The 26329-nt window shown below is 67.8% G+C and carries 23 protein-coding genes, 3 tRNA genes and 1 pseudogene; 12 read left to right on the plus strand and 15 right to left on the minus strand.

Features of this window, described 5'->3' with window-relative positions:
- The first annotated feature begins 50 nt into the window (after positions 1-50).
- Complete coding sequence (locus IM25_RS14200; protein WP_033096434.1) at positions 51-812, plus strand: TetR/AcrR family transcriptional regulator; 762 nt, start codon at positions 51-53, stop codon at positions 810-812.
- The gene (locus IM25_RS14205; protein WP_033096435.1) at positions 809-2179 is read left to right on the plus strand and encodes a dipeptidase; all 1371 of its coding nucleotides are present in this window, start codon (positions 809-811) and stop codon (positions 2177-2179) included. Before IM25_RS14200 ends, IM25_RS14205 begins: the two co-directional genes overlap by 4 nt.
- 24 nt (positions 2180-2203) lie before the next feature.
- On the opposite strand, the gene bcp is transcribed toward IM25_RS14205, so the two are convergent.
- A complete protein-coding gene (bcp, locus tag IM25_RS14210) occupies positions 2204-2677 on the minus strand; it encodes a thioredoxin-dependent thiol peroxidase (RefSeq protein WP_006554761.1) in 474 nt (157 codons plus the stop codon).
- Between the two features lie 89 nt (positions 2678-2766).
- Between bcp and IM25_RS14215 the strand changes: the two genes are divergently transcribed.
- Positions 2767-2991 (plus strand): DUF3618 domain-containing protein, encoded by a 225-nt coding sequence (locus IM25_RS14215; protein ID WP_006554762.1) that lies wholly within the window; start codon positions 2767-2769, stop codon positions 2989-2991.
- A gap of 119 nt (positions 2992-3110) precedes the next feature.
- Here the strand turns inward: IM25_RS14215 and IM25_RS14220 are convergent.
- Positions 3111-3183 (minus strand) — tRNA-Lys (locus IM25_RS14220).
- A 95-nt stretch (positions 3184-3278) separates the two neighbouring features.
- Positions 3279-3351, minus strand: a tRNA-Lys gene (locus IM25_RS14225).
- Between the two features lie 257 nt (positions 3352-3608).
- On the opposite strand from IM25_RS14225, the gene IM25_RS14230 reads away from it, so the two are divergent.
- Complete coding sequence (locus IM25_RS14230) at positions 3609-4829, plus strand: L,D-transpeptidase (protein ID WP_198162494.1); 1221 nt, start codon at positions 3609-3611, stop codon at positions 4827-4829.
- 17 nt (positions 4830-4846) lie between these two features.
- Positions 4847-5992 (plus strand): lipase family protein, encoded by a 1146-nt coding sequence (locus IM25_RS14235; RefSeq protein WP_033096689.1) that lies wholly within the window; start codon positions 4847-4849, stop codon positions 5990-5992.
- Positions 5993-6084: 92 nt separating this feature from the next.
- Here the strand turns inward: IM25_RS14235 and IM25_RS14240 are convergent.
- The 3 genes from IM25_RS14240 to IM25_RS14250 form a co-directional block, all read right to left on the minus strand.
- A tRNA-His gene (locus IM25_RS14240) sits at positions 6085-6157 on the minus strand.
- Between the two features lie 86 nt (positions 6158-6243).
- Positions 6244-6843: an oligoribonuclease gene (gene orn / locus IM25_RS14245; protein WP_024100533.1), complete on the minus strand. Its 600-nt coding sequence runs from the start codon at positions 6841-6843 to the stop codon at positions 6244-6246.
- 72 nt (positions 6844-6915) lie between these two features.
- Positions 6916-8373 (minus strand): flavin-containing monooxygenase, encoded by a 1458-nt coding sequence (locus IM25_RS14250; protein WP_019289004.1) that lies wholly within the window; start codon positions 8371-8373, stop codon positions 6916-6918.
- A 273-nt stretch (positions 8374-8646) separates the two neighbouring features.
- On the opposite strand from IM25_RS14250, the gene IM25_RS14255 reads away from it, so the two are divergent.
- The gene (locus IM25_RS14255; protein ID WP_033096436.1) at positions 8647-10188 is read left to right on the plus strand and encodes a helicase HerA-like domain-containing protein; all 1542 of its coding nucleotides are present in this window, start codon (positions 8647-8649) and stop codon (positions 10186-10188) included.
- A 27-nt stretch (positions 10189-10215) separates the two neighbouring features.
- Here IM25_RS14255 and cmrA read toward each other — a convergent pair whose 3' ends face one another.
- Complete coding sequence (gene cmrA / locus IM25_RS14260) at positions 10216-11022, minus strand: mycolate reductase (protein ID WP_006554373.1); 807 nt, start codon at positions 11020-11022, stop codon at positions 10216-10218.
- Positions 11023-11152: 130 nt separating this feature from the next.
- Here cmrA and IM25_RS14265 point away from each other — a divergent pair, with 130 nt between their 5' ends.
- On the plus strand, positions 11153-12484 hold the full coding sequence (locus tag IM25_RS14265; RefSeq protein ID WP_019289006.1) for an MFS transporter: 1332 nt from the start codon (positions 11153-11155) through the stop codon (positions 12482-12484).
- A gap of 6 nt (positions 12485-12490) precedes the next feature.
- Here IM25_RS14265 and IM25_RS14270 read toward each other — a convergent pair whose 3' ends face one another.
- Entirely contained in the window at positions 12491-13381 is an 891-nt protein-coding gene (locus IM25_RS14270; RefSeq protein ID WP_006554375.1) for an SGNH/GDSL hydrolase family protein, read from the minus strand.
- A gap of 112 nt (positions 13382-13493) precedes the next feature.
- Complete coding sequence (locus IM25_RS14275; protein WP_019289008.1) at positions 13494-14315, minus strand: acyl-CoA thioesterase; 822 nt, start codon at positions 14313-14315, stop codon at positions 13494-13496.
- A gap of 135 nt (positions 14316-14450) precedes the next feature.
- On the opposite strand from IM25_RS14275, the pseudogene IM25_RS27625 reads away from it, so the two are divergent.
- Positions 14451-14791: pseudogene (locus tag IM25_RS27625) on the plus strand (helix-turn-helix domain-containing protein).
- Positions 14792-14830: 39 nt separating this feature from the next.
- Here IM25_RS27625 and IM25_RS14285 read toward each other — a convergent pair.
- Together IM25_RS14285 and IM25_RS14290 are read right to left on the minus strand one after the other, a co-directional pair.
- Positions 14831-15664: an alpha/beta fold hydrolase gene (locus tag IM25_RS14285; RefSeq protein WP_024100537.1), complete on the minus strand. Its 834-nt coding sequence runs from the start codon at positions 15662-15664 to the stop codon at positions 14831-14833.
- Positions 15665-15742: 78 nt separating this feature from the next.
- Complete coding sequence (locus IM25_RS14290) at positions 15743-16396, minus strand: TetR family transcriptional regulator (RefSeq protein ID WP_033096437.1); 654 nt, start codon at positions 16394-16396, stop codon at positions 15743-15745.
- A gap of 154 nt (positions 16397-16550) precedes the next feature.
- Between IM25_RS14290 and IM25_RS14295 the strand changes: the two genes are divergently transcribed.
- From IM25_RS14295 to IM25_RS14310, 4 genes are read left to right on the plus strand one after another with little or no spacing between them, the layout of a single operon-like run.
- Positions 16551-17669, plus strand: a complete 1119-nt coding sequence (locus IM25_RS14295) for a ferredoxin reductase (protein WP_033096438.1) — start codon at positions 16551-16553, stop codon at positions 17667-17669.
- A gap of 42 nt (positions 17670-17711) precedes the next feature.
- A complete protein-coding gene (locus tag IM25_RS14300) occupies positions 17712-18968 on the plus strand; it encodes a fatty acid desaturase family protein (RefSeq protein WP_033096439.1) in 1257 nt (418 codons plus the stop codon).
- Complete coding sequence (locus IM25_RS14305; RefSeq protein WP_006554382.1) at positions 18946-19188, plus strand: hypothetical protein; 243 nt, start codon at positions 18946-18948, stop codon at positions 19186-19188. The genes IM25_RS14300 and IM25_RS14305 overlap by 23 nt, the downstream gene beginning before the upstream one ends.
- A gap of 50 nt (positions 19189-19238) precedes the next feature.
- Positions 19239-19667 (plus strand): hypothetical protein, encoded by a 429-nt coding sequence (locus IM25_RS14310; RefSeq protein ID WP_232333329.1) that lies wholly within the window; start codon positions 19239-19241, stop codon positions 19665-19667.
- Positions 19668-19689: 22 nt separating this feature from the next.
- Here IM25_RS14310 and IM25_RS14315 read toward each other — a convergent pair whose 3' ends face one another.
- Genes IM25_RS14315 through fdh form a run of 4 tightly spaced genes read right to left on the minus strand, consistent with a single transcriptional unit; the run spans position 19690 to position 26272 of the window.
- Complete coding sequence (locus IM25_RS14315; protein WP_033096441.1) at positions 19690-20994, minus strand: L-lactate MFS transporter; 1305 nt, start codon at positions 20992-20994, stop codon at positions 19690-19692.
- 33 nt (positions 20995-21027) lie between these two features.
- On the minus strand, positions 21028-22047 hold the full coding sequence (gene nrfD / locus IM25_RS14320) for an NrfD/PsrC family molybdoenzyme membrane anchor subunit (RefSeq protein ID WP_065996135.1): 1020 nt from the start codon (positions 22045-22047) through the stop codon (positions 21028-21030).
- Positions 22044-22958 (minus strand): 4Fe-4S dicluster domain-containing protein, encoded by a 915-nt coding sequence (locus IM25_RS14325; protein WP_019289017.1) that lies wholly within the window; start codon positions 22956-22958, stop codon positions 22044-22046. Before IM25_RS14325 ends, nrfD begins: the two co-directional genes overlap by 4 nt.
- A complete protein-coding gene (gene fdh / locus IM25_RS14330) occupies positions 22955-26272 on the minus strand; it encodes a formate dehydrogenase (RefSeq protein ID WP_232333330.1) in 3318 nt (1105 codons plus the stop codon). Before fdh ends, IM25_RS14325 begins: the two co-directional genes overlap by 4 nt.
- Between the last annotated feature and the right edge of the window lie 57 nt (positions 26273-26329).

Genomic DNA, 26329 nt, shown 5'->3' on the forward strand with positions numbered 1-26329 from the left:
ATATCGTACGCAGTTTTAGGATGGCGGCAAGACCCGAAATCTGGAGGAGCATGAGCAGTCCCGAGCCCGACGATCCGCTGCCGCAGAGTGTGCAGCTGGCATGGGGATTGAGCGATACCGGCACCCGGGGCCCGCGACGGGGACTCACGCTCGAACAAGTCCTCGATGCGGCGATCGAGGTGGCGGGCGCCGAAGGGCTCGAAGCGCTCTCGATGAGCCGGGTGGCCAAGCAACTGGGTTTCACCACCATGTCGCTGTACCGCTACGTGAGCAACAAGGACCAGCTCGTCGAACTCGCGTGGGACCGCGCCATCGGGTCGCCCCCCGAGCTACCGGTCGGAGGCGACTGGCGGGAACGGCTCGAGGCATGGGCGATGGCCGAGTACCGGAGTCTGCGCGCGCACAAGTGGCTGACGCAGTACCCGATCCGCACGGCGCCGTACTATCCCAACAACCTGCTCTGGCTCGACGCGGGACTCGGCGCGCTGTCCGCCACCCCACTCGACGAACCTGCGAAGGTGCAGGTGGTGATGATGATCTCGCTCTACGCCATCGGTCGCGCACGCTTCTCGTGGGAACTCGGAACCGATGTCGCGGACGACCCGGCCGACACCCCGGCGATGCTGCGGCGCATCCTCGATCCCGAGAAGTACCCCTCGGTGCTGGCGGCGGTCGAGGGCGGCGCGTTCGACCCCGACGGGAGCGACGCCGACGACGAGGCAGTATGGCACGAGCAGGACTTCCGTTTCGGTCTCGAACGATTGCTGGACGGAATCGACGTACTCATCCGACGTGCGGAGGACGGATCATGACAGCGACAGACACCGACGCGACGCAGCGCATCCGCGAGCGGATCCGGGAGGCGATGCCGGCTGCGCGCGACGATCTCGCGCGGCTCGTCGCGTTCCGTTCCGTCGCGGATCCGCGCCAGTTCCCGGTGGAGGAATGCGTCGGTGCAGCGAACTGGGTGCGGGATGCCTTCACCGAGGCGGGAATCGAGAGCGTCGAGACGATCGAAACCGCCGACGGCTCGCTCGCCGTACTCGGACACACGCCCGCCCCCGACGGCGCCCCGACGGTTCTGCTCTACAGCCACTACGACGTTCAGCCGCCCGGCGACGAATCACTCTGGCGCAGCGAGCCCTTCACGCTCACCGAACGGGACGGCCGCTGGTACGGCCGCGGCGCCGCCGACTGCAAGGGCAACGTCGTTATGCACCTGCTCGCACTGCGGGCGCTGTGTGCGGACGGCCCACTGCCCGTCGGTGTCCGCATCGTCGTCGAGGGCTCGGAGGAGATGGGCGGCGCCGGCCTCGACCACCTCGTCGCCGAACGACCCGAGATGTTCGACGCCGATCTCATCGTCATCGGCGACAGCGGCAACGCCGAGGTGGGCCGGCCCACCCTCACCACGACGCTGCGGGGCATCGCGAACGTCGACGTCCACATCGAGACGCTGAAGGGCGAGATCCACTCCGGGATGTACGGGGGAGCGGCCCCCGACGCGCTGGCCGCGCTGATCCATCTGCTCGGCACCCTGCGCGACGAGCGCGGCAACACCGTCGTCGACGGACTGGACTGCACCGCGACCTGGGACGGTGTGCCCTATCCCGAAGACCGTTTCCGCGCCGACGCGGGCGTGCTCGACGGTGTCTCGCTCCCCACCTCCGGAACCGTCGCCGACGCGGTGTGGGCGCGACCGGCACTGACCGTCCTCGGGATCGACGCTCCGCCGATGGTCGGATCGGCCGCCGCGGTCGTGCCACGCGCGTCCGCACGCCTGAACCTGCGCGTGCCGCCCGGCATCGACGCCCGCACCGCCCAGGACGCGCTCGTTGCCCATCTCGAGGCCCACGTCCCGTGGGGAGCGCATCTGAGCATCGACCGCGACGTCCTCGGCGAACCCTTCCGGGCGGCGACGGACGGTCCGGGTTACGCCGCACTGCGCGCGGCGCTCGAGGCCGCCTACGGCCGGGAGGTCGGGACCGCCGGGCAGGGCGGATCGATCCCGCTGTGCACCGCGCTGCACCGCGCCGTGCCGCGGGCCGAGATCGCCCTGATCGGCGTCGAGGAACCGCGCTGCGTCATCCACGCGCCGAACGAGAGCGTCGACCCCACCGAGATCGAGAATCTCGCCGTAGCCGAGGCGCTGCTGCTGACCTCGCTGGCGCCGCGGTAACGCTGCCGGCCGGGCACCCGGGCGTCAGACGGACAGGTCGCGGCGCAGCTTCGCCACGTGCCCGGTCGCGCGGACGTTGTACTGCGCGACCTCGATCTTCCCGTCCTCGTCGACGAGGAAGGTCGAGCGGATGACGCCGGTGACGGTCTTGCCGTACATCTTCTTCTCGCCGAAGGCACCCCATGCCTGGAGGGTGATCTTCTCGGGATCCGACAGCAGCGGGAAGGTCAGCTGTTCGGCGTCGCGGAACTTCGCGAGCTTGGCAGGCTTGTCGGGCGAGATGCCGATCACCTCGAGGCCCGCCTCGTTCAGCTCGGCGAGACTGTCGCGGAAGTCGCACGCCTGCTTCGTGCATCCCGGGGTGCTCGCGGCTGGGTAGAAGTACACGATGACCTTGCGTCCGCGATAATCCGACAGCGACACCTCGTTGCCGTCGGCATCGGGAAGGGTGAAATCGGGTGCGGGATCACCGGGGGCGAGTCTGCTGTTCTCGGTCATGGAGGCGACAGTAGTGGACCGTGCAGCCATTCCCGGCGCGCGTCCATTACCGTGGTCGCAGCACACTGCAGCGACCTTCTGGAGGACACGTGGCTAGGGACACCGAGGACATCGAGCGGGAGATCGAGAAGGCCCGCAATCAGCTCGCGAGCACACTCGACGAACTGAGCGTCCGCGCCAACCCGAAGAATCTGGTGGCAAGCACGAAGCAGACCATCCTCGCGAAGGTGAACCAGCCGCAGGTGAAGAAGTACGCGGCGATCGCGGCCGGCACGGTCGTCGGATTGCTGGTACTGCGCAGAATCCTGCGCTGATCCCCGGCTGCACACAGGAACACCCACGCCGACCCGGCGTGGGTGTTCCTCGTTCCGGGGCCGAACCGCCGCGAACGACGAAGGCCGGACACCGTTTCCGGTGTCCGGCCTTCGTGTTGTGCGCCATCAGGGACTCGAACCCCGAACCCGCTGATTAAGAGTCAGCTGCTCTGCCAATTGAGCTAATGGCGCGTGGCGATGTGTCTCCCGGTCGTCGCCGGACGACGCGGAGGACGGTGTCACCGCCAGAACGAAGGCCGGACACTGGGTGTCCGGCCTTCGTGTTGTGCGCCATCAGGGACTCGAACCCCGAACCCGCTGATTAAGAGTCAGCTGCTCTGCCAATTGAGCTAATGGCGCTTGACGATGTATTCCCGGGATGCCGTCCCAGCAACGAGAAGAACATTACACACCGTCGCGCGACGCGCCAAATCGGCTGGTCAGAATGTTTCTGTAAGGTTGTGGAGGTAACGGATCGGACGGTCGGAGCGATTGTCATTCGAACGTTACCGACGTACGGGGGAGTCGCGTCGGGTCGGCCGCAAGAGAAGCTGGCATCATCGTGTTCGGTGTTGTGACGTGCGTTTTCGGTGCCTTGGGGGAGGCGGGATCGGAGTATGGAAGTGACGGAGTCGAGTGCGGGGAACCCCGGGGGTCGTCGGGTACGGGGAATCCTCGGAGTGGTCGTCGTCGGCGTTGTTGCGTTCGTCACGGGATGCGCCGGCGGTTCGGGAACGGGCGCCGAAGAAGTGCCCATCGATTCCAATCCCGTGGCGGCGCTGATCAAGCCGACGGTGTCGTCGAGTGTCGCCGACGGATCGGTCGGCTTCTCGCCGATCGACCCGGTGACGGTCTCGGTGGTCAACGGCAAGCTCGACTCGGTGACCCTGCTCAACCCTGCAGGGGAGCCGGTGCAGGGCGAACTCGCCGACGACGGACTCACCTGGGTGAACACCGCACCGCTCGGCTACAACCGCTCCTACACGCTCGAGACCGTCGCGTACGGACTCGGCGGCGCGACCACGTCGACGGCGGCCTTCACCACCTCGTCGCCGGCCAATCTCACCCAGCCCTACGTGTTGCCCGGTGAGGGTTCGATCGTGGGTATCGGCCAGCCGATCGCCGTGCAGTTCGACGAGAACATCCCGGATCGGCTCGCGGCCGAGGCGGCCATCACCGTCACCACGAACCCGCCCGTCGAGGGCGCCTTCTACTGGGTCAACAACCGCGAGGTGCGGTGGCGGCCGGAGAACTACTGGGTGCCCGGCACCGCCATCACCGTCGATGTGAACGTCTACGGCAAGGATCTCGGCGACGGCCTCTTCGGTCAGTCCGACGTCCACTCGTCCTTCACTATCGGCGATGCGGTGGTCATCACGGCGGACGACGCGACCAAGCAGGTCACTGTCACGCGCAACGGCGTCGACGTCATCGCGATGCCGACCTCCTTCGGCAAGGACTCCACGCCCACGCCCAACGGCGTCTACATCATCGGCGACCGGTTCGAGTCCATGATCATGGACTCGTCCACCTACGGCGTCCCCTCCGACTCGGCGCAGGGTTACCGCACGCCGGTCGAGTGGGCGACGCGGATGTCCTACAGCGGCATCTTCTTCCACTCCGCCCCGTGGTCGCTCGGCGACCAGGGTGTGCGCAACGTCAGTCACGGCTGCCTGAACCTCAGCCCCGCCAACGCCAAGTGGATCTTCGACAACACCAAGCGCGGCGACATCGTCGTGGTCCGCAACACCGTGGGCGGCACTCTCCCCGGAACGGACGGACTCGGTGACTGGAACATCCCGTGGTCGACATGGAAAGCCGGCAACGCTGCGGCGTGACGGGTGAAGGGGGATCGATGGTTGTTCGGGGGAGATGGTGGAGCGCTGCCTTCTGCGGTGCCGTGCTGCTCGCGGCGCTGACACCGGCAGGGGCGGCGGCCTCGCCGGTCGCCTCGTCGTCCGCTCCGGCACCGGGTTCGGTGGTCTCGCAGCTGCCGCTGCCCGACGAACTGTCGGTGCCCGGTGCCGCGACGGCCATCAAGCTCGAGTACGCCACCGAGTGGCGGTCGGGGGAGCCGACCGTCGCCACGGGCGCGTTGTTCCTGCCCGGGGGGGATGCCCCCGAGGGGGGCTGGCCCGTCATCGCGTGGGCACACGGCACGACCGGTGTGGGCGACGACTGCGCGCTCACGACCCGCACGCCGCGTTCCGATCTCGAGCGGACCTATCTGCAGCACTGGCTCGATTCCGGGTACGCGGTCGTCTCGGCCGACTTCCCGGGTCTGGGCTCCGAGGGTCTCCACCGTTATCTCGACGGCCCCAGCGCCGCGAACAGCATCGTCGACATCGTCCGGGCCGCCCGCGACGGTGGGGCGCCGCTGTCGGAGCGCTGGATCGTGATGGGGCAGTCGCAGGGAGGACACGCGGCGCTGCACACCGCTGCGATCGCGACCTCCCGCGCTCCCGAACTCGACTTCCGCGGAACGGTCGCGACGGGTGCTCCGGCGAACCTCGAACGGGCCTTCACGATCGGCGTCCCGGGCTTCCCCGATCCTGGACTGTGGGGCCTCGTCAGCTTCAGCGGGTACATCTTCGCTGGGCTGCGCGACGCCTACCCCGAGGCCGACGTCGAGGGCTACCTGACCCCGATCGGCCGTGAGGTCGTCGATCGCGCCGAAGAGCTCTGCTACGACGATCTCGAGGAGTCGGTGCGCGACATCCCGGTCGGGGATCTGCTCGCGCGCCCGCTGGCCGAGGGTCCGATGCCGTCGCTGCTGGCCGATTATCTCGCCGCCCCGGTGGACGGCTACGACCGGCCGGTCTTCCTCGCGCACGGCATCCACGACGTGATGGTCCCGTTGCCGCTGTCCGCGGCGCTCGCCGCCGATATGAAGGTCGCAGGGGCGGACGTCGACTACCGCGTCTATATGGCCGGGCACTACACGACGGTGGAGCGCTCCCGGGCCGACGTCGACGCCTTCGTGACGCGCTCGTTCGAATAGACCGGCCTGCGCGTGAAGAACCGCTGTGCGTGAGGATTCTTCCGGGAACGAGAAAACCCCCGATCGGAAATCCGATCGGGGGTTCTCTTCGGGGTGAGTGACGGGACTCGAACCCGCGACAGCCAGGATCACAACCTGGTGCTCTACCAACTGAACTACACTCACCATTGCATTCGCCGGCAACCTTTCGGTGGCTTGCGCCTGCGGTACAGATACTAGCCTGACGAAGACGAAAAAGACGAATCGGCTGGTCAGGCCGGTCCCAGGTCCTTTACGACGGCTGCAAGATCGGCCGGAGTGGGGCCGGGAGGCGCCACGAAGGCCGTGCGCCGGTAGTAGCGCAGTTCGCGGATCGACTCCTTGATGTCCGCTAGTGCCCGGTGCGACAGGCCCTTCTCCGGCTGGCCGAAGTAGATGCGCGGATACCAGCGCCGGCACAGCTCCTTGATCGAGCTGACGTCCACCATGCGGTAGTGCAGGTAGTTGTCGAGCTCGGGCATGTCGCGGGTGATGAACGCGCGGTCGGTCGCGATGGAGTTGCCGGCCAGCGGCGCCGTGCCCGCCTCGGTGACGTGCTCCCGGATGTACGCGAGGACCTGCTTCTCCGCTTCGGCGAGGCTGACCGTCGAGCGGCGCACCTCTTCGGTGAGGCCGGACCGCTCGTGCATCTGCTGCACGACTTCCGGCATGTCGGCGAGGGCGTCGTCATCGGCGTGGATCACGATGTCCACGCCCTCGCCGAGCACGTTGAGATCACTGTCGGTGACCAGAGCCGCGATCTCGATCAGTTTGTCGCTGCCGAGACGCAGCCCCGTCATCTCACAGTCGATCCATACCAGTTTGTCCTGCACGACAGACAGACTATCCACCGACGCCGCACCCATGAGGCGCGGCGTCGACGGTCCGGTAGGAAACGGGCACCCTCACGCCTTCACGGAGGCCGTGCGCGGCGCCGCCGGACGGGTGGAACGACGTGCCGCCGGGGTGTACTGCCGGTCGAGGGTCCGGCCCACTGTGCTCACTTCCGGGGCGGTGAAGTCGTGCCGAAGGAAGGACTCGGGGGAGTCGTCGAGGATCTCCATCCACGGTGCCGGCAGCGGCGGAGCGACGGTGCCGGTGAGCGTCGAGGGGTAGCTGTTGTTGCGGTAGCCCATGATGTCGCGCTTCTTGTCCTGTTTCCACTGCTTGAACACCTCCCCCTGGCGTTCGACGTGGAACTCGGGGTAGTCGGTGCGGTCGACGAGATCGCGGATGTACGCGGCCTGGAAGTCGATTTCCTCCACCGGCGACGACAGCTTCTCCTCGCGTGCCCGCCAGTGGTCGATGTCCTGCTCGCGGGTGTCGAGGTCGGGCAGGTCGACGCGGCCGAGCATGAAGTCGCGTGCGTACCAGGCTTGGGCGTCGAACATGTTGAACGTGAAGTACTGGTCCTGTGCGCCGAGGTACATCAGCTTCGGGTTGCGCTGGAAGAAGATGCCCTTGTAGATGTCGCGCGGGTAGAGCCGGTTGTCGGTGCGCAGTGCGAGTTCGTCGGGCAGGAACGGGTAGTGGTGTTTGTACCCCGTGCACAGCACGATGGCGTCGACCACGCGGGTGCTGCCGTCACGGAAGTGGGCGACCTTGCCGTCGACATGGGTGAGCAACGGCACCTCGGAGAACTGCTCGGGCCAGTGGTGACCCATCGGTGCGCTGCGGTAGCTGAAGGTGACCTGTTCGGCGCCGTACTTGATGCATTGCGTTCCGATGTCCTCGGCCGAGTAGCTGCTGCCGACGAGCAGCAGTCGCTTGCCGGTGAACTCGCGGGCGTCGCGGAAGTCGTGGGCGTGCAGCACACGTCCCGGGAACCGGTCGAGACCGTCGAAGTGGGGGACCTGCGGGGTGGAGAAGTGTCCGGTGGCGACGACGACGTGGTCGAACTCGTCGGACTCCAGCGCGCCCCGGTCGTGGTTCATCACCGTCACGGTGAATTTCTGCGTCTCGTCGGACCACTCGACCCACCGCACCGCAGTGTTGAACCGGATGTACTTGCGCACGTCGCTCTTCTCGACGCGACCCATGATGTAGTCGAGCAGGACGGCGCGCGGCGGGTACGACGGGATGGGGCGTCCGAAGTGCTCCTCGAAGGAGTAGTCGGCGAACTCGAGGCATTCCTTCGGGCCGTTGGACCACAGGTAGCGGTACATGCTCCCGTGGACGGGCTCACCGTGCTCGTCGAGTCCCGTGCGCCAGGTGTAGTTCCACATTCCTCCCCAGTCGGGCTGCTTCTCGTAGCAGACGATGTCGGGGATCTGCTCCAGACCGGCCTTTCGGGCTGCTTCGAAAGCGCGCAGCTGTGCGAGTCCACTGGGACCTGCTCCGAGAATGGCGATCTTGGGCGTCAATGTGTTTCTCCTGTGTTCGTGGAATATGTCGCGTAGTTCGTTGCTAGCACACGTCGTTGTTTTTGCGAACGATCCTCACGTCGTCGACGGAACGGATTCTCGTAGAGAAAGTGCAGGTCAACGCGGTGTACTAGCTGGGAAACCGTGCCGCTGCGGTTGTGATCGGAATCACTGTAATGCGACAATTCCGGCATCCGATAAGAACGGTTCTTCCGTGGGTTCGACGGCCCGGTACCGTCGCAGTGGGCGAGGTCGAGGCCGGAGGGGGCGAGCATGACCGACAAGCCGGAGATCACCGCCGCGACCATCGCGGCCGGGTACGAGGTGATCGGCGAGGCGCTGGAACTGGGCACCGTCGTGCTCGACGGCGTCGCCGATCCCGACGCGCCGGTGCGCATCCCGCTCGCCACTCTGAATCGTCACGCGCTGGTCGCCGGTGCGACCGGCACGGGCAAGACCAAGACGCTGCAGGTCATGGCCGAACAACTGTCGGCGGCGGGCGTGCCGGTGGTGATGGCCGACGTGAAGTCCGATCTGTCGGGCCTGTCGGCCGCCGGCGAGCCCGACGATGCGGTGCTCAACCGCGCGGGCGACACCGGCGACGAGGACTGGACGCCCACGGGGCACCCTGTGGCCTTCTACTCGCTCGGTACCGACGGGGTCGGTATCCCCGTCCGCGCCACCGTCACCTCGTTCGGGCCGATCCTGCTCTCGAAGGTGCTGGGGCTCAACGTCATTCAGGAGTCGACTCTCGGGTTGGTCTTCCACTGGGCCGACCGCAACGGCCTGCCGCTGCTCGATCTCGCCGACCTGCGGCAGGTGATCCGCCACCTGACGAGCGACGAAGGGCGCGGTGCACTCGACGATCTCGGTGCCGTGTCGCCCGCGACCGCCGGCGTCATCCTCCGCGCGGTCGTCAACCTCGAGAACGCGGGTGGGGACGGATTCTTCGGCGAACCCCAACTGGAGGTCGAGGACCTGCTGCGGGTGATCGACGGTCAGGGCACGATCAATCTGTTCGAGTTCGGCGACGAGGCCACTCGACCCGCGCTGTTCTCGACATTCCTGATGTGGTTGCTCGCCGACCTGTTCCAGTCGCTACCGGAGGTCGGCGACGTCGACACACCGCGGCTCGTGTTCTTCTTCGACGAGGCGCATCTGCTCTTCACCGATGCGTCGAAGGCGTTCCTGCAGCAGATCGAACAGACCGTGAAGCTCATCCGGTCCAAGGGCGTCGGTGTGGTCTTCTGTACGCAGTCGCCCACCGATATCTCCCGGAGCGTGCTCTCACAACTGGGAGCGCGGATCCAGCACGCGTTGCGCGCCTTCACCCCCGAGGACGAGGCCGCGCTCGCGAAGGTGGTGCGTACCTTCCCGAAGACCGACGCCTACGATCTCGCCGACGCTCTGACCGGTCTGGCGACCGGGGAGGCGATCGTGACGGTCCTGTCCGAACTGGGCACGCCCACGCCCGTCGCCTGGACGCGTCTGCGACCGCCGCGCTCGCTGATGGGCACAGTGGGGGAGAGCGCGATGCGTGCGTCGGCGCAAGCGAACCCGCTCTACGGGAAGTACGGCCGCACCATCGACCGGGAATCGGCCTACGAGAAGCTCACCGCATCGGTGGTCGGGGCCACCGACATCGAACCGATCCCGGACATGCCGTCGCAGGCGCCGGACGATGCCGGGGCGTCGGTCGTGGAGCAGGTGCTCGGCAGCGCAGCCGTGCGCAGCTTCATCCGCTCGGCGGCGTCCGCAGCCGGCCGGGAGATCGGCCGGAGCCTATTCGGCACAGGACGCCGCCGAAGGCGGTGAAGGAACGATTCGTTGGGCGGTGGCCCGTCAGCTGCCGCCGAGCTTCTTGTAGAACGCGCCGGCGATCGGGGCCGAGATGGACCGCGGCGAGAACTGACCGGCAGCCGACATGGCCTTGCTGATCACACCGGGCACGATGCGCATCCGGTTCGCGGCGAGCGCGTCGAGCGACACCTTCGCGGTGTGTTCGCTCGAGATCCACAGGAAGTCCGGGACCAGCTTGTCGACGATCGACGCCTCGGCCGGGTCGGGTTCCTCGGTGCGCACCGGGCCGGGGGCGAGCAGCGTGACATGCACGCCGGTGCCCTTGAGCTCACCGCGCAGGGACTCGGAGAAGGTGTTGACGAACGCCTTCGTCGCGGCGTAGGTGGCGTTGTTCGGGATCGGCATGTTGCCTGCGGCCGAACCCACCATGAGGATCGCGCCGGAGTTCCGCTCGACCATCTGCGGCAGCACCGCGAGGGTGAGGTCGTGGACGGCGACGGCGTTGAGCTCGACCTGTGCCCGCTCGTAGGCCGCGTCGAGCTCGGCGACCGCGCCGAAGGTGGCGATACCGGCGTTGTTGCACAGGATGCTGATGCGCCTACGTCCGAGTTCGTCGGCGAGTGGTGTCCGTGCGTCGCGGTCCGACAGATCGCAGGCGCGCACCTCGACGGTCACGCCGTGCTTCGCGCGCAGGGTCTCGGCGAGGACCTCCATCACCTCTCCGCGACGGGCGACCAGGATCAGCGAATGGCCGCGGGTGGCGAGTTCGGTTGCGAGGGCCTCGCCGATGCCGGAGGACGCTCCGGTGACGACGGCACGGGCATCGGGATGGGGATTCGGCAGAGTCACAGTGGGTCAGCGTAGCGGCAGGCTCGGGAGCGGCGACCGGGCCCGCCCCGGCCATGGGGCCGAGTCGTTCGGTGCCGCGCGACGGAGTCGTTCCATGCCACCGCAGCTCCGGAAGCCTAGGCTCCGGGGCATGAATGCGTTCACGGACACGGCGAGCGGGGCCGGGGAGGCCACGACACGTCGTCAGGTCGTCTCGTGGGGTCTGTGGGACTGGGGTTCCGCGGCGTTCAACGCCGTGATCCTGACGTTCGTATTCTCCGTCTATCTCACCGACGCGGTCGGCGACGACCTGCCGGGTGGGATCTCGGCGAGCACCTGGCTCGGATGGTCGCTCGGCATCGCCGGGTTCGTCATCGCCGTGACCGCGCCGGTGTCGGGCCAGCGGTACGACGCAGTCGGGCGACGGAAATGGTCGCTGGGCATCCTCACCGGGGTCACCGTCGCGGCGATGGCGGCGATGTACTTCGTGCGCGACGACTACCACTATCTGTGGCTCGGGCTGGTCCTGCTCGGCGTGGCATCCGTGATGGCCGAGCTCGCGCAGGTCCCGTACAACTCGATGCTGCGCCAGGTGTCGACGCCGGACGACATCGGACGGGTGTCGGGCTTCGGTTGGGCGATGGGCTATTTCGGTGGCATCGTGCTCCTGCTGTTGTGCTACACCGGGTTCATCGCCGGCGACGGCGACACCCGCGGTTTCCTCGGTGTTCCCACCGAGGGCGGCACCAACATCCGGCTCGTCGCGCTGTTCGCGGCCGTATGGTTCGCGGTGTTCGCTGTGCCCGTGCTGCTCGCCGTCCCGGAGAAGCCGGTCGCGCGTGGCGACGTCGCCCGCCGCGCCGGTTTCGTCGAGTCCTACCGCGTGCTGTGGCGCGACCTGACGGAGTTGTGGCGGGCGGATCGTCGCACCATCTGGTACCTCGGGGCGTCGGCGTTGTTCCGGGACGGTCTCGCCGGCGTCTTCACCTTCGGGGCGGTCCTCGCCGTCACGGTCTACGGGATCGGAGCGGGCGACGTGCTGATCTTCGGTGTCGCCGCGAACGTCGTCTCCGCGGTGGGCGCACTGGTGGCCGGACGCGTCGACGACCGGGTCGGGCCCAAGGCGGTCATCGTGGGCTCGCTGGTCGCGATGATCGCGACCAGCATCGTCCTGCTCGTGGTGTCGGGTCCGACGATGTTCTGGATCTTCGGTCTGGTGCTGTGTCTGTTCGTCGGTCCGGCCCAGTCGTCGGCGCGGACCTTCCTGGCGCGCCTGACCCCGCCGGGACGGGAGGGGCAGATGTTCGGTCTCTACGCGACGACGGGACGTGCGGTGTCGTTTCTGGCACCGACGCTGTTCGGGTTCTTCGTGTGGTGGTTCGGCACCGACCGAGCGGGGATCGTGGGGTTGCTGATCGTGCTCGGCGCGGGCCTGGTGTCGTTGCTCGCCGTGCGGGCTCCCGAGACGCCGGAGCAGGCGTGAACCGGCTCAGTCGGTGATCGTGGCGAGCACTTGGTCGGCGGCGTTGCGGTGCCCGGCCGCGTTCGGATGCAGCGGGATCGATCCGGCGGCCGGCTGCAGGCCGGCCATCCACCGGGTCTCCGGATCGGCGCACACGTCGTGGTCGCGGCTCGAATCGCGCAGATCGACGTAGTCCACGTCCGCGGCCTCGGCCTGCTCGCGCATGACGGTGTTCAACCGGTCGATCTTCTCCTGCAGGTAGGTCGCGTCGTCGGGCCAGATCCGCTGCTCGGGGAAGCACCCGCCGTCGCGGATTCCGGTGGGATAGCCGACGAGCACGATGCGTGCCTCCGGGGAACGCCGGCGGATCTCGTCGATCACCGTGGTGTAGACGGGCGCGAAGGCGTCGATGGCGGCGTCGACACGGTCGGTGCCGTCCGGGGTGTTCGTGATCGCGCACGACGCGCCATCGGGTGGCGCCGAGAGATTGACGCATCCCAGCGCCAGCTGGACGAGACCGATGTCGTTGCCGCCGATACCCACAGTGACGAGTTCGGTGTCGGGGCGCAGCGCGTCGTACTGCGGTGGCACCGTCGCGCCGCGGAAGGTGGTCTGCGGCATCGCGAAGTCGAGTGAGGTGGCGGCGCCGCACGACGCGTCGACGAAGTCCTCGATACCGAGATCGGTCGCGACGAGGGTGGGGTAGTTGCTCGCCGACCGCCCGCACGGATCGCCGTCGGTCTGCGGCGGGATGCCGGGCCCGGAGGTGAACGAGTCTCCCAGGGCGACGTACGACGCGTAGTCCGCAGCCGGGGGCATGTCCTGCGTGTCGGCGCAGGCGACCGTGCCCACGGTCGTGAACGCGATTGCGGCGCAGGCGATGACCCCCGACCGTCGGAGAAGTCTCGGCATCGTCACAGTGGACCTCGCAATCCGGTGGGTGGATGTTTCCGAGGCTACAGGTGTGCCGGTGACCGGAGCGGGCGCCGAATGCCGACCGGTCGGGTCGATCGAATACCGAGCGTCCCGCTCATGCCTTGAAGTAGACGATCTGGTGCGAGGTCGCGAGCAGAACGCCGTCGCGACCCCACAGTTGTGCGCTCTGGTCGAAGAAGCCCTGTTCGAACCGATTCGCACGTGCGGTCGCGAGCACGGGGCTGTCGGATTGCGCGGCAACGGTCTCCGGGTCCGCGTGGAAGTAGACGGTCATCGAGACCGTGCCGGCCGGCAGCACCCGACCCAGACGCAGGAATGCCCGGGGGTAGAAGATGTCGCACATCGCGGTGAGCGAGGCGAAGTCGAGCGGGCGCGACGGGACGTCGCGGACCCACAGCGTCGACGTGGAGTCGGCGACCTCCGCGCTGCCCTCCTCGGGAACGACTCCTGCGGTGTACCGCATCTCGTAGTTGCGTGCCCACGCGATGAAGTCGGGCAGCGGTGTCGGCTCGAGCGAGTCGGGGGCCGGGGCGGCCGGCGCCTGCAGTTCGGTCGACGACCAGGTGGGGCGACGGAGACCGAAGACGGCCGTTGCGGTGGTGGCGACCTCGCCGCCCTGCGACAGTTCGATCGACCAGTGCTGGGTGGTCCGGTTCGTGCGCACCGGGCGCACCGCGATGTCGAACGGTCCGTCGGCGATGGGGCCGGCGTAGTTGATCGTCAGGGACAGCGGCATGCCGAGGACGTCCGGGTGTCGTTCGACCGCGCGGAGGAGAGTCGCGGCGGTGATACCGCCGAACGGGCCGACCATGTTCGCGTAGGCGGGGTGCGTGTGCCCTTCGGTGCGATCGTCCCGGACCTCGAACAGGTCGACGGCAGCGTCGAAGACGTGAGTGGTCACCGAGACGTCGGTCATGGCAGGGGCTCCTCGGAAGATGGTGTCGCGCAGGATCGGATCCGTACGACAACATACACAGAGTATGGGGGACCACCACCACTGCCGGAGGAACGGGTGATCGCTGCAGAACGGCGGGACGGACCGCGCGCGGCGATGATCGCCGGCGCGATCGCGCTGATGAGCGAACGAGGTGTCGCGGCCACGTCGTTCCGGGACGTGCTCGAGAACAGCGGGGCGCCGCGCGGCTCGATCTACCACCACTTTCCCGGCGGTAAGGCGCAACTCGTCGAAGAGACGACGGACCGGGCAACCACCCGGATCGAGCGGTCGCTGACGGCCGCCGGCGTCGGTGCAGAGCGTGCCGGTCGTTGGCGAGCCTGGTCATCGCCGCCCTGGAGGGCGCGCTGGTCGCGGCCCCGGCGCAACGCAGTTCGGCTCCGCTCGATGCGGTCGTCGCCGAACTCGAGGTGCTGCTCGCCCCGGTGGTGGGCTGACCGAAGCTGCAGCGGCCGGAAGCCACGGTCGGTGGACTCTCAGCCGTTCCGTCGCCGCGAGATTGCGTTCGCGATCTCGGCCGGCGCTTCCTCCGGAATCCAGTGCGAGACGTCGGGCAGGACCACGAAGTCGTACTCGGCGTCGACGAATTCGCCGCAGCGTTCGGCGCCGGCGCGGCCGATCGCGATGTCGGCGGTGCTCCAGATGTAGGTCGTCGGGACGCGGACCGGGGGAGTCGAATCGAGATCCCGCGTCATGGCGCGATACCAGTTCAGGGCGGCGGTGAGAGCGCCCGGCGCGGACAGGGCGGAGACGTAGTGGTCGACCGAGTCGTGGTCGACTGCGGAGGTGAACATCGCCCGCAGGCGCCGCGCGTCATCGGCGAGGAGCAGGGTCTCCGCCTTGCCTTCCTCGCGGAAGAGACCGATGTAGGAGGAGCGTTCGCGCTGGTCGGCGTCCTCCCGCAACGCCCAGCCGTAGGCGGCGAGGTGGGGGACCGAGACCGCGGTCAACGCCGAGACGCGATCGGGATTGTGGGCGGCGAAGTACCACGCCACAGCGGCGCCCCAGTCGTGTCCGACGAGGTGGACGCGATCGAGCCCGAACTCGTCGAGCAGGCCGAGGACATCACCGGCGAGCGCCGGCACCGCGTAGTGCTCGACGCCGTTCGGCCGGGCACCGGGGGAGTACCCGCGCTGGTCGGGGGCGATCACGCGGAAACCGCGCTCGACGAGCAGGCGCGCCACCGGCGTCCAGCTGCGTGATGTCTCGGGGAAGCCGTGCAGGAGCACGACGGGTGGGCCGTCCCTCGGACCCGCCACGCGCACGTCGAAGGTCAGGTCGTCGTAGGTGGCGGGTTCGGTCGATGCCATGGGAACCACGTTACGGAAGAGGAGTGTCTGCGACAGGATTTCCTGGCCACCTCGACGAACCGGCGTCGAGCCGACCCGTCACCGGTCGTTCGACGTCCGTCGCGGCCGCCACGCCGCCGCGCCCAGCAGGATCAGACGCATCTGTTTCTCCGCGCGCGTGACCACCTCCGATTCCTGCGCACTGCCGGGACGTTCGACGGCGAGCAGGTCGAGGACGAAATCGAGCATCGCGGTGACCAGCAGATCGGCGGCCATCTCGAGATCGTCGAACTCCCAGTCCTCGAGGCCCGGGGAGCGGCCCAGGTCGGCGGCGAGCTCGCTGGTCAGCAGGCGCAGTTCGACGGAGATCGCGGTGGCGACCTCGGGAACGCCGCCGTGGCGTTCGCGTGCCAGGAACCGGAAAGCCGCCTTGTGTGCCCGTACCTGTTGGACCAGCACGTCGAGCGATTGCCGCGCACCTGCCGGACCGGGCGTGCGACGCGCGTCGCGCAGCAGGCGCCGAAGTACCCGCATCGTGTCCGCCGCAAGGGTGACGCCGAGCTCGTCCATGGACGAGAAGTGCCGGTAGAACGCGGTGGGCACGATGCCCGCGTGACGGGCCACCTCCCTCAGACTCAGCCCGCCGAGTCCCCGGTCGGCGGACAGGTCGAGGGCGGCGTCGAGAAGCGCCTGACGTGTGCGTTCCTTGCGTTCGGCGCGTGTGGTCGGCGGAGGTGCGGAAGCGGTGGACACCCCCTGAGTCTAGGCATGACGTTCCCAGCGGTGTCCGTACATCTGTGTCAGCAGTCACATCGGGGTTGACAGGCGGGTGTGTCCGGCTGTCACACTGATTTCAGTGCACATTCGTTCACTGAGCACGCAGAGGTCTACCGAAAGGCGGACAGACATGATCGTGCGCGCCCGTCCGACGCCCGTCCGGCGCTCGGGTTCGTTGCGAAAATTGCTGGTAGAGGCACTCGGAGTGCTGTCCTACCCGCATCACCCGGACCGCTACCTGGAACTCGCCGACCCGCTTCTCGTCACGTCGGCGAACTATGCCCGGATTACAGATGTGGACCGAAGTGCCACCGACTCGCTCACGATCACGGTGCGCCCCGCGCAGCCGTGCCGACCCCTACCCGGGCAGTACGTGACCATGTCGGTGCGTGTCGACGGTGTGCGGCATACGCGCTGCTACTCGCCGACGCTCGTCGAAGCGGAGTCGAAGCGCCGGCCCGACCTGCGGTTCACCATCGGCAGGCATCCCGAGGGTACCGTCTCACGCCACCTCCACGACCGAGCGCAGGTCGGAGACGTCATCGAACTCGGTTCTCCCGCAGGCGAGTTCGTGCTGCCGAGCCCACGCCCCCGACGTCTGCTGTTCGTCGCCGCGGGCTCCGGGCTGACTCCCGTGCTGTCGATGCTGTCCGGTCTCGTCGCCGAGGGGTACGACGGGTGCGCGGTGCTGCTCTACTACACCCGCACCCCCGGGCATGTTCCGCGCCGCGCCGAACTCGACGCTCTTGCCGACCGACCCAACATCGAGATCGTCCACGCGCACACCCGCTCCGACGACGGGCTGCTGCAGGGTTGGTTCGACCGCAGCCACCTCGCGGCCGTCGCACCCTGGTACGCCGACACGCCCACCTTCGTGTGTGGTCCGGCGGAGATGGTCGCGGGCATCCGCGCGGTCTATGCCGAACAGGGAGCCGAGACGATGGTGAACACCGAGGAATTCGTCCTCGCACCACCGGTCGTGTCGACGGACGATGCCGGCGGCGAGATCTCCTTCGCCGAATCCGGCGTGGTTGCCCAGAACACCGGGTCGACGCTGCTCGAACAGGCCGAAGCGGCCGGTCTCACGCCCGAACACGGATGCCGCATGGGCATCTGCCACAGCTGCACCGCCGTCCGGCTGTCGGGGTGCACGCGCGACGTGCGTACCGGCGACGTCGATTCGGAACCGGGCCGCCGCATCCAGATCTGTGTCAGCGCCCCGGTCGGCGACGTCGCCGTCGAACTCTGAACCGGCCGTCCGGCGACACCACCGAAATCATTGGAGGACATCATGTTCGGATTGTCCCTACCCACCGTTCCCTTCCTGCCCTTCCTGTCCGACCGCAGCTCTTCGGTCGAGAACGAACCGCTCGTCCTCGACCACGACAGTGTCGAGGAGATCGGCCGCGAACTCGACGCACTGCGGGAGCAGACGCTCGCATCCCTCGGTGACGAGGACCGTGAGTATCTCTACCGGATCATCAGGGCGCAGCGCGGATTCGAGATCGCCGGTCGCGGTCTGCTCTTCGTCGGATTCCTCCCGCCCGCATGGGTCGCCGGTGTCGCGGCGCTGAGCGTGTCGAAGATCCTCGACAACATGGAGATTGGGCACAACGTCATGCACGGTCAATACGACTGGATGCGCGAGCCGTCGCTGAATTCCCGTGTCTTCGAATGGGACACGGTGTGCCCGTCGGACCAGTGGCGGCACTCGCACAACTACGTGCACCACACCTACACCAACATCCTCGGCCAGGACCGCGACATAGGATACGGGATCCTGCGCATGGACCCGGCCCAGAAGTGGCATCCCTACTATCTCGGCAACCCGGTCTACGCGACCGCCCTCATGCTGCTGTTCGAGTGGGGCGTGATGATGCACGACGCGGAGGTCGACCGGATCGTCGCCGGGAAACGCTCGTGGCGCGACGTGATCCCGATCGCGAAAGGCTGGTGGCGCAAGGCGCGCCGTCAGGTGATCAAGGACTACATCGCCTTCCCGCTGCTGAGCGGACCGATGTTCTTCCCGACGCTGCTCGGCAACGCGACCGCCAATCTGGTGCGCAACGTGTGGGCGTACTCGATCATCTTCTGCGGCCACTTCCCGTCCGGCGTGCAGTCCTTCACGGAGGAGGAGACCGCCGAGGAGACCCGTGGTGAGTGGTACGTCCGGCAGATGCTGGGCAGCGCGAACATCACCGGGTCGCCGTTGTTCCACATCATGTCGGGCAACCTGTCGCACCAGATCGAGCACCACCTGTTCCCCGACCTGCCGGCGCACCGCTATCCGGAGCTCGCGCCGAAGGTCAGGGAACTGTGCGAGAAGCACGGACTTCCGTACAACACCGGTGGCTTCACCGCCCAGGTGACGTCGGTGTGGAAGAAGATCTTCACGCTTGCTCTCCCTCCCGGCTGGTTCGCGCCCGAACCCGAGTCGCGGGTGATCATCGAACGTCACCGCTCCACCGATCGCCCGCTCGACGATGCGGGTACCCTCGCGGACGACACGATCGAGGGGGTCGAACATGGTGGGAAGATTCGAGCGTAACAAGGACACGATCCAGGAGGTCACCGAGTCGGCGGCCACCCACGTCGGCGCGATCGCGGGGATCATCACCGGAGCGGTCCGCGACGTCACCCGCGAGATCGGTGAGTTGATCACCGACGCGATCGAGATGCGCGAGGCCGCCCGCGCCGCGCGCGACGACGAGGAACGCGGAGAAGGGCCGGCGACGTCGGATCGTCGCTCGGCCCCTCCCGCGGAGTAGCGGATCGGAAGGGCGGATCGAGTTCCTACCGCGCGGGGACGCTCGAGGTGGTGCGGGGTGACGGACCCGGCCACCTCGTCGCGCACTGGAGCGCTCTGCACGCACTGTTCTGCGGGGCGACGGCCGAGGCGATCGGCCTCTACCTCCGTGCGGCCCGGGTGCATCGTACGCACGGCCACCACGCCGCCCAGCTGACCTGCCTGTTCCAGCTGGCGATGGCGCAGACCTACGACGGACGACGCGACGACGCCCTGAAGGCGTGTGCTCGTGTCGTCGAGATGGCGGGCCAGCACGGCGAGCGGTGGAACAAGGCCTCTGCGCTGTGGGTCTCGGGGCTCGCCCATTTCCATCTCGGGCGCCTCGGCTCTGCAGTCGACGCGGCGAACGGTGTCCTGGAACGGATCCTCGACACACTCGGCGTGCACTCCCGCACGCAGGTCGTCTCGTGGTTGCACACCCACGAAGCGCCCCGAGTGTGAGCGAGCAGGGCGGCGCTCCGGATCAGGACCGGGCCGAGGCCGACTCCCGGCGTGCCGCGGGTACCTTCGTGATCATCGTGAGCACGACCGATACGAGCGCGATGATGCCGATGGTGGTGTAGGCGAGGGTATAGGCCTTGTCGTCGCCGAGGAGCGTAGACGCGATGATCGGGCCGATGATGCCGCCGATGCTCCACCCGATGAGCATCAGGCCGTAGATGGCGCCGGCGTTGCGGACCCCGAAGAAGTCGCCGGCGGTGGCGGGCATGGTGCCGAATGCGCCGCCGTAGCAGAGGTAGATGATCGCGGCCAGGATCGAGAACAGCACCACGCCACTGGCGTGCGGCAGCACGATCAGGCACACGCCCTGCAGCACGAGCAGTGCGGTGAAGGTCTTCATCCGGCCGATACGGTCGGAGATCGCCGCCCAGACGATCCGGCCTGCGCCGTTGAAGATCGCGAGCGCACCCACGAGCGCCGCCGCGCCGGAGGCGCTGAAACCGGCGATGTCGGATGCGCTCGGCTTCGCCTGCGAGATCAGGGAGATGCCGGCGGTCACGCACAGGGTGAGGATGGCGGTCAGGAGGTACCACTGGGGCGTGCGCAAGGCCTCGCCCTGGGTGTACTCCTTGCCGCGGTCGCTCCCGCTGCCGTCGCTGCCGGTGGGTTCGAAGCCCGGCACGGTGTACCCCTCGGGCGGATTGCGGAAGAGGGCCGCACCGGCCAGCGACATCACGAGGTAGGCGATACCCAACGGCAGGAACGCACTCGTGGGATCGTCCGGATTCCGGTCGATGAGCCACTGCGCGACCGGCGAGGTGAGCACCGCGCCGAACCCGAAACCGCCCACAGCGAGTCCGGTGATGAGACCGGTCTTGTCGGGGAACCACTTCTGCAGCATGGCGATCGGGACGATGTACGCGAAGCCCAGCCCGAAACCGCTGATGATGCCGTACCCGAGGATGAGCAGCCAGTAGTCCTCGGCTCCGTCGGTGAACGAGGCGAGCAGGATGCCGAGCGCATAGATGATGCCGCCGATCAACGCGACGACTCGGGGACCTTTCAGATCCTGCAGTCGGCCACCGAGATAGGTGCCGATGAAGATCATGCCGATGGTCACGGTGAACGGCAGTGAGGCCCGGACCGTGCTCAGTTGCCAGGAGTCGGCGCTCTCGAGGGCTCCGCCGAAGACCGACCACGCGTAGACCGCGCCGATCGAGAACTGCAGCAACAGACCCCCGGCCACGAGGAGCCAGCGGAAGCTGCCCGGAGGCTGAGCCGTCGCGGCGTCGCCGTGTGGTTCGCGCGTAGGCTTGCCGGAGTCCATGCGTTCTCCCTCGTCCTGCCCGCGAGCCGGATCTCAGCTGCGGTAACGAACGGGGTCCCCGCGATCGACTCGTTCACGCTGGGGAACGACGGTGTACTTGGGATCCTTCGCCGACGCGATGCCGGCTTCGTAGACGCCGAGTCGCGTGCACAGCGAACCGACCATGAGTGCGGCGCCGGACACCGCCGACACCACCCGATTGCGGCGACCGACGAGTGCGCCGAGCGCACCGGCCACCGTCAACGCCTTGCTGGCCTTCATCAGTCGCCCGGGACGGCCGTGGTGGAGCGTCTCGGCCGACAGGCCCATCGACTTCTCCATCTGCTGCTCGGTCGCGAGTTCGACGAGCGCACCGCCGACCGCGAAGGCGCGCGCCGGCCCCGCCTCGGCGACCGGCGTGCCCAGCAGTCCGAGACCGCCCGACGCGGCAGCGGCCGACCCGCAGAACACGAAGGGGATCTCCTTGTAGGCGGAGTGCCAGGCCGGAGTTGCGGTGTCGGACAACAGGACTCCGGTGTACGCGGCGACCGGTGGTGCTGTCAGCGCGCCGACGATCCCGGCGGGTCGGCCGAGGGCGAGCAGCAGGCGTACCGGCCCGCGCTTCCACCGGGCGGGGAGCATCTCGGCGATCTCGGCGACCGATGCGAGACCCGCGAACGGACCGTGCAACGACAGGATCCACGTCCCGACCGACATCGGTGAGGTCGGTTTCGCGACCCGCAGCATGTTGAGGAAGCGACTGGGTTTGCCGAGATCGTGGACCAGAGCACCGACACTGACGAGCAGCGCTGTGAGCGAACCGAATCGGGCCACCCGGCGCAGGGCGGGCCGCCCCGTGAGATCGGCGCCCGCGGCGAGCAGCGAACTGCCCGCGGCCACGCCCCCCGTGAACAGGTAGATCGCGATGTCGTGTTCCCACGGAGCCGGTTTCACGATCTGGCGCCCGTAATAGGACTCGAAGTCGGCCTCCGGCACCATCACCGGGTCGCCGCCGCGACCGCCACCGGACCGGCGGGGGTTGCCCGGGCTGCCGCCGTGCTGCACCTGGGTCATCCGCGCCTCCTCAGGAACGACGCGGCGGCGCCCGCCAGCATCGCGACGGCCGCGACGGCGGCGCGCGTCCACATCTCCGGCAGGTCCTTGGTCGTCACCACCGGATCCGGCGGAAGGCCGTAGACCTCCGGTTCGTCGAGGAGCAGGAAGAAGGCGCCGGTCCCGCCGACCCCGTCCTCGGGATCGTTGCCGTAGAGCCGCGCCTCGCTCACACCGCGCTCGTGCAGGGTTGCCAGTCTTTCCTCGGCGCGGGCGCGCAACTCTTCTACGTCGCCGTACTGGATCGACTCCGTGGGGCACGCCTGCGCGCAGGACGGTGTCTGGCCGTCGGTGAGCCGGTCGTAGCAGAGGGTGCACTTCTGGGCGATACCGACCTTCGGGTCGCCCTCCGGGCCCTTGCGGCGGTCGATGACACCGTACGGGCAGGCGGCCACGCAGTATCCGCAACCGTTGCAGATGTCGTCCTGCACGACCACCGTGCCGAACTCGCTGCGGAACAGCGAGCCGGTCGGGCACACGTCGAGGCACGCCGCGTGGGTGCAGTGCTTGCACACGTCCGAGGACATCAACCAGCGGAAGTCCGGCTTCTCCTCCTCCGGGAGCTCCGTCGGGGTCGCCCCGACGGTCGGCATTCCCAGCGAGACCGCGGGCTTGGATTCCGCAGGGCGCTCGATGAAGGCGACGTGCCGCCACTGGTTGGCGTTGAGCGAATGACTGTTGTCGTAGGACGTGCCGAGCATCGCAAAGGCGTTCTCGGGGACGTCGTTCCACTCCTTGCAGGCCACCTCGCAGGCCTTACACCCGATGCACACACTGGTGTCGGTGAAGAAGCCCTTGCGAGCAGGCGGATCCTCGTACCCGGCATCGGGTGCCGGATCGATCGGTCCGAAGAAGCTGTTGGGACCGGTCACTCGTCCTCCTCCGGGTCACGTGGATCGTCCGAGGCCGTATCGCCGTCCGGGACCGTCACGATGGGTGGGTACACGTCATCGGTTACCCCGGCCCGCCGTGCATATCCCTCGACGTACTCCCGCAATGCCGCTCCGGACGGACGACGTCCGGCCCGGACGTCGCACGTGCCGACCTTGCTCTCCTGGATGAGTACGTTGGGGTCCAGCGTGATTCCGATCAGATCGTTGGTCGAGTCGCCGGTCACCATGCCGCCGCTGCCCCAGTGATAGGGCATCCACACCTGGTGGACGGTCCGTCCCTCCACCTTCAGCGGACGCAACCGCTCGGTCACCAGGACCCGGCCCTCGATCGCAGAGCGGGCGGTGACGACGTGGCACCAGCCCATGTGCTCGAGTCCGCGTTCGGCCGCCAGGGCGGGGGAGACCTCCACGAACATCTCCGGTTGCAGTTCGGCGAGATGTTCGAGATAGCGGCTCATGCCGCCGGCGGTGTGGTGCTCGGTGAGACGACTCGTCGTGAACACGAAGGGGAACACGTCGCTGTGTTCTTCCGGCGGTGAGGGGTTCATCGGATTGTCGTCACGCCGGTACTCCATGCGCGTCGGGTTGGCCTGCTGCGCGTAGAGCGGATTGCGGAACGGCGACTCCACCGGTTCGTAGTGCGTCGGCATCGGACCGTCGACGAGCCCCGGGGGGGCGTAGAGGGCACCCTTGCCGTCGCCCTGCATGATGAACGGATCGATCCCTTCGAGCGCCTCGACACCGTCGGCGCCGTCGGGGGAGCGGTAGCTCGGCGGCTTCGTCTTCTCGAAGTCCGGCACGTCCGCACCTGTCCACTGCTGTGCGTCCTCGTCCCACCACACGTAGGCCTTGCGTTCGCTCCACGGCCTGCCCTCGGGGTCGGCGGATGCCCGGTTGTACAGGATGCGGCGGTTCATCGGCCACGCCCAGCCCCACTCGGGAGCCACGAACGACTGCTCGTGCCGGGACTTACGCCGGTTGGCCTGGTTGACGCCGTCGGCGTAGACCCCGGTGTAGATCCAGCAGCCACCGAGGGTGGAGCCGTCGTTCTTCATCTCGGTGAACGACGACAGTGGCCGACGGGTCGCGACGTCGTAACCGTTGATCTCCATGAGCACCGCCTCGGCACTCGGCTCGTCGTGCTCGCCGTGCACGGGGTAGTCCCACGCCAGGTCGAGCAGCGGGCGGTCGCGCTCGTCGGTGGACTCGGCCAGACGCTCCCGCATCATGCGGCCGAGGTGGTAGAAGAACCACAGTTCCGAGCGGCAGTCCTCCGGCGGCTCGACGGCCTTCTCCCGCCACTGCAGCATCCGCTGGGTCTGCGTGAAGGTGCCTTCCTTCTCGGCGTAGGACGCAGCCGGGAAGAGGAACACCTCGGTGGCGCACTCCTCGGTCACGATCTCGCCGGTCTCGACCTCCGGGGAGTCCTTCCAGAAGTTGGCACTCTCGATCTCGAACAGGTCGCGCACCACGAGCCAGTCGAGGTTCGCCATCCCGAGCCGCTGGGCGCGCCCGTGGGCGGAGCCGACGGCCGGATTCTGGCCGAGGAGGAAGTAGCCCTTGACCTTTCCGTCGATCATGTCGAGCACCGAACGGTAGGTGCCGTGGTCGCCGGTGATCTTCGGCATGTAGTCGAAGCAGTAGTCGTTGTCGGCGTTCGCCGCGTCGCCCCAGTACGCCTTGAGCAGGTTCACGGCGTAGGCGTCGGCCTTCGACCAGAAACCCTTGCTGCCCGGGTTGCGCACGCTGTCGACCCAGTCCGTGAACGAGTGGTGCTTGTTCGCGTCGGGCATCGGCAGGTAGCCGGGCAACAGGTTGAACAACGTCGGGATGTCGGTCGAGCCCTGGATGCTGGCATGACCGCGCAGCGCCATGATGCCTCCGCCGGGGCGGCCCATGTTGCCGAGCAGCAGCTGCAGGATCGCGCCGGTGCGGATGTACTGCACACCGACACTGTGCTGGGTCCAGCCCACGCTGTAGACGAGCGCCGTCGTCCGCTCCCGGCCGGAGTTCTCGGTCCACGTGCGGCAGACGTCGAGGAAGTCCTCCTGCGAGACGCCGCACACCTGCTCGACCACCTCGGGGGTGTAGCGGGCGAAGTGCCGCTTGAGCACCTGGTAGACGCACCGCGGGTGCTGCAGCGTCTCATCGCGCCTCGGGTGGCTCGCCGTCTGCATGCCGTGCGCCTCGTTCTGCAGGCCCGCGGCCGTCTCCCGATGCTCGGCGTGCTCCTCGGAGCCGTTGGCCTGCGACTTGTGCAGGTCGCCGGATTCGTCCTCCACGTCGTACTGCCAGCTCGTCGGATCGTAGGTCCGCTTCTCGGGGTCGAAGCCCGAGAAGAGCCCGTCGAGATCGTCGGTGTCCTCGAACTTGTCGCCGACGAGCACCGCGGCGTTCGTGTAGTTGACGACGTACTCGCGGAAGTCCAGCTCGTTGCTCAGGATGTAGTTGACGATGCCGCCGAGGAAGGCGATGTCGCTGCCGACCCGGATCGGGACGTGCTTGTCCGCCACCGCGCTGGTACGGGTGAAGCGCGGGTCGATGTGGATGACGCGGGCACCGCGTTTCTGGGCCTCCACGACCCACTGGAAGCCCACCGGGTGGGCCTCGGCCATGTTGGAACCCTGGATGATGATGCAGTCAGCGTTCGCCAGGTCGGCCGTGTAGCCGGTGGCACCGCCGCGCCCGAAGCTGGTCCCCAGACCGGGGACGGTGGCGGAGTGTCATATGCGGGCCTGATTCTCGATCTGGACCGCCCCCATCGCTGTGAACAGCTTCTTGATGAGGTAGTTCTCCTCGTTGTCCAGCGTGGCACCGCCGAGACTGGCGATACCCATCGTGCGCCGGACACGGTGGCCCTTGTCGTCGAATTCCTGCCAGGTCTCGCGGCGGGGCTTCAGCACGCGGTCGACGACCATCTCCATGGCCGTGTCGAGATCGAGGTCTTCCCATTCGGTGCCGTAGGGCCGGCGGTAGCGGACCCGGGTCTCGCGCAGCTCGCTGGTGACGAGGTTTTTGCTCGCCGAACCCTTGGGACACAGGCGCCCGCGGTTCACCGGACTGTCGGGATCGCCCTCGATCTGGACGACCTTGTCGTCCTTGACGAAGATCTTCTGTCCGCATCCGACAGCGCAGTAGGGGCACACGCTGCGGGCGACACGATCGGCGGTGGAGGTGCGCGGTTCGATCTCCTCGGTACGACGGGACCGTGCGGCCTTGCCGCGTCCGAGCAGGTCCTTCCCGAGGAACTGGCGCAGGACGGGCCAGGGGAGGGACGTGTCCTTCTCCGCCATCTGTGCTCCTTTCCTGCGCTCTCGTTCCGAAGCTACCGTCTACCCCCGCTTCGTGCC

Origin of the sequence: Rhodococcus sp. p52 (assembly GCF_000763325.2) — a bacterium.
Taxonomy (GTDB): domain Bacteria; phylum Actinomycetota; class Actinomycetes; order Mycobacteriales; family Mycobacteriaceae; genus Rhodococcus; species Rhodococcus pyridinivorans.

What these genes read in the sequence shown, in the direction of transcription:
- IM25_RS14235 (WP_033096689.1), top strand. Translation starts at nt 4,847, where the DNA reads ATGGTTGTTCGGGGGAGATGGTGGAGCGCTGCCTTCTGCGGTGCCGTG.
- IM25_RS14275 (WP_019289008.1), bottom strand. Translation starts at nt 14,315, where the DNA reads ATGACCGACGTCTCGGTGACCACTCACGTCTTCGACGCTGCCGTCGAC.
- nrfD (WP_065996135.1), bottom strand. Translation starts at nt 22,047, where the DNA reads ATGACCCAGGTGCAGCACGGCGGCAGCCCGGGCAACCCCCGCCGGTCC.
- IM25_RS14315 (WP_033096441.1), bottom strand. Translation starts at nt 20,994, where the DNA reads ATGGACTCCGGCAAGCCTACGCGCGAACCACACGGCGACGCCGCGACG.
- bcp (WP_006554761.1), bottom strand. Translation starts at nt 2,677, where the DNA reads ATGACCGAGAACAGCAGACTCGCCCCCGGTGATCCCGCACCCGATTTC.
- IM25_RS14230 (WP_198162494.1), top strand. Translation starts at nt 3,609, where the DNA reads ATGGAAGTGACGGAGTCGAGTGCGGGGAACCCCGGGGGTCGTCGGGTA.
- IM25_RS14285 (WP_024100537.1), bottom strand. Translation starts at nt 15,664, where the DNA reads ATGGCATCGACCGAACCCGCCACCTACGACGACCTGACCTTCGACGTG.
- IM25_RS14255 (WP_033096436.1), top strand. Translation starts at nt 8,647, where the DNA reads ATGACCGACAAGCCGGAGATCACCGCCGCGACCATCGCGGCCGGGTAC.
- IM25_RS14205 (WP_033096435.1), top strand. Translation starts at nt 809, where the DNA reads ATGACAGCGACAGACACCGACGCGACGCAGCGCATCCGCGAGCGGATC.
- IM25_RS14265 (WP_019289006.1), top strand. Translation starts at nt 11,153, where the DNA reads ATGAATGCGTTCACGGACACGGCGAGCGGGGCCGGGGAGGCCACGACA.
- IM25_RS14200 (WP_033096434.1), top strand. Translation starts at nt 51, where the DNA reads ATGAGCAGTCCCGAGCCCGACGATCCGCTGCCGCAGAGTGTGCAGCTG.
- IM25_RS14295 (WP_033096438.1), top strand. Translation starts at nt 16,551, where the DNA reads ATGATCGTGCGCGCCCGTCCGACGCCCGTCCGGCGCTCGGGTTCGTTG.
- IM25_RS14300 (WP_033096439.1), top strand. Translation starts at nt 17,712, where the DNA reads ATGTTCGGATTGTCCCTACCCACCGTTCCCTTCCTGCCCTTCCTGTCC.
- IM25_RS14305 (WP_006554382.1), top strand. Translation starts at nt 18,946, where the DNA reads ATGGTGGGAAGATTCGAGCGTAACAAGGACACGATCCAGGAGGTCACC.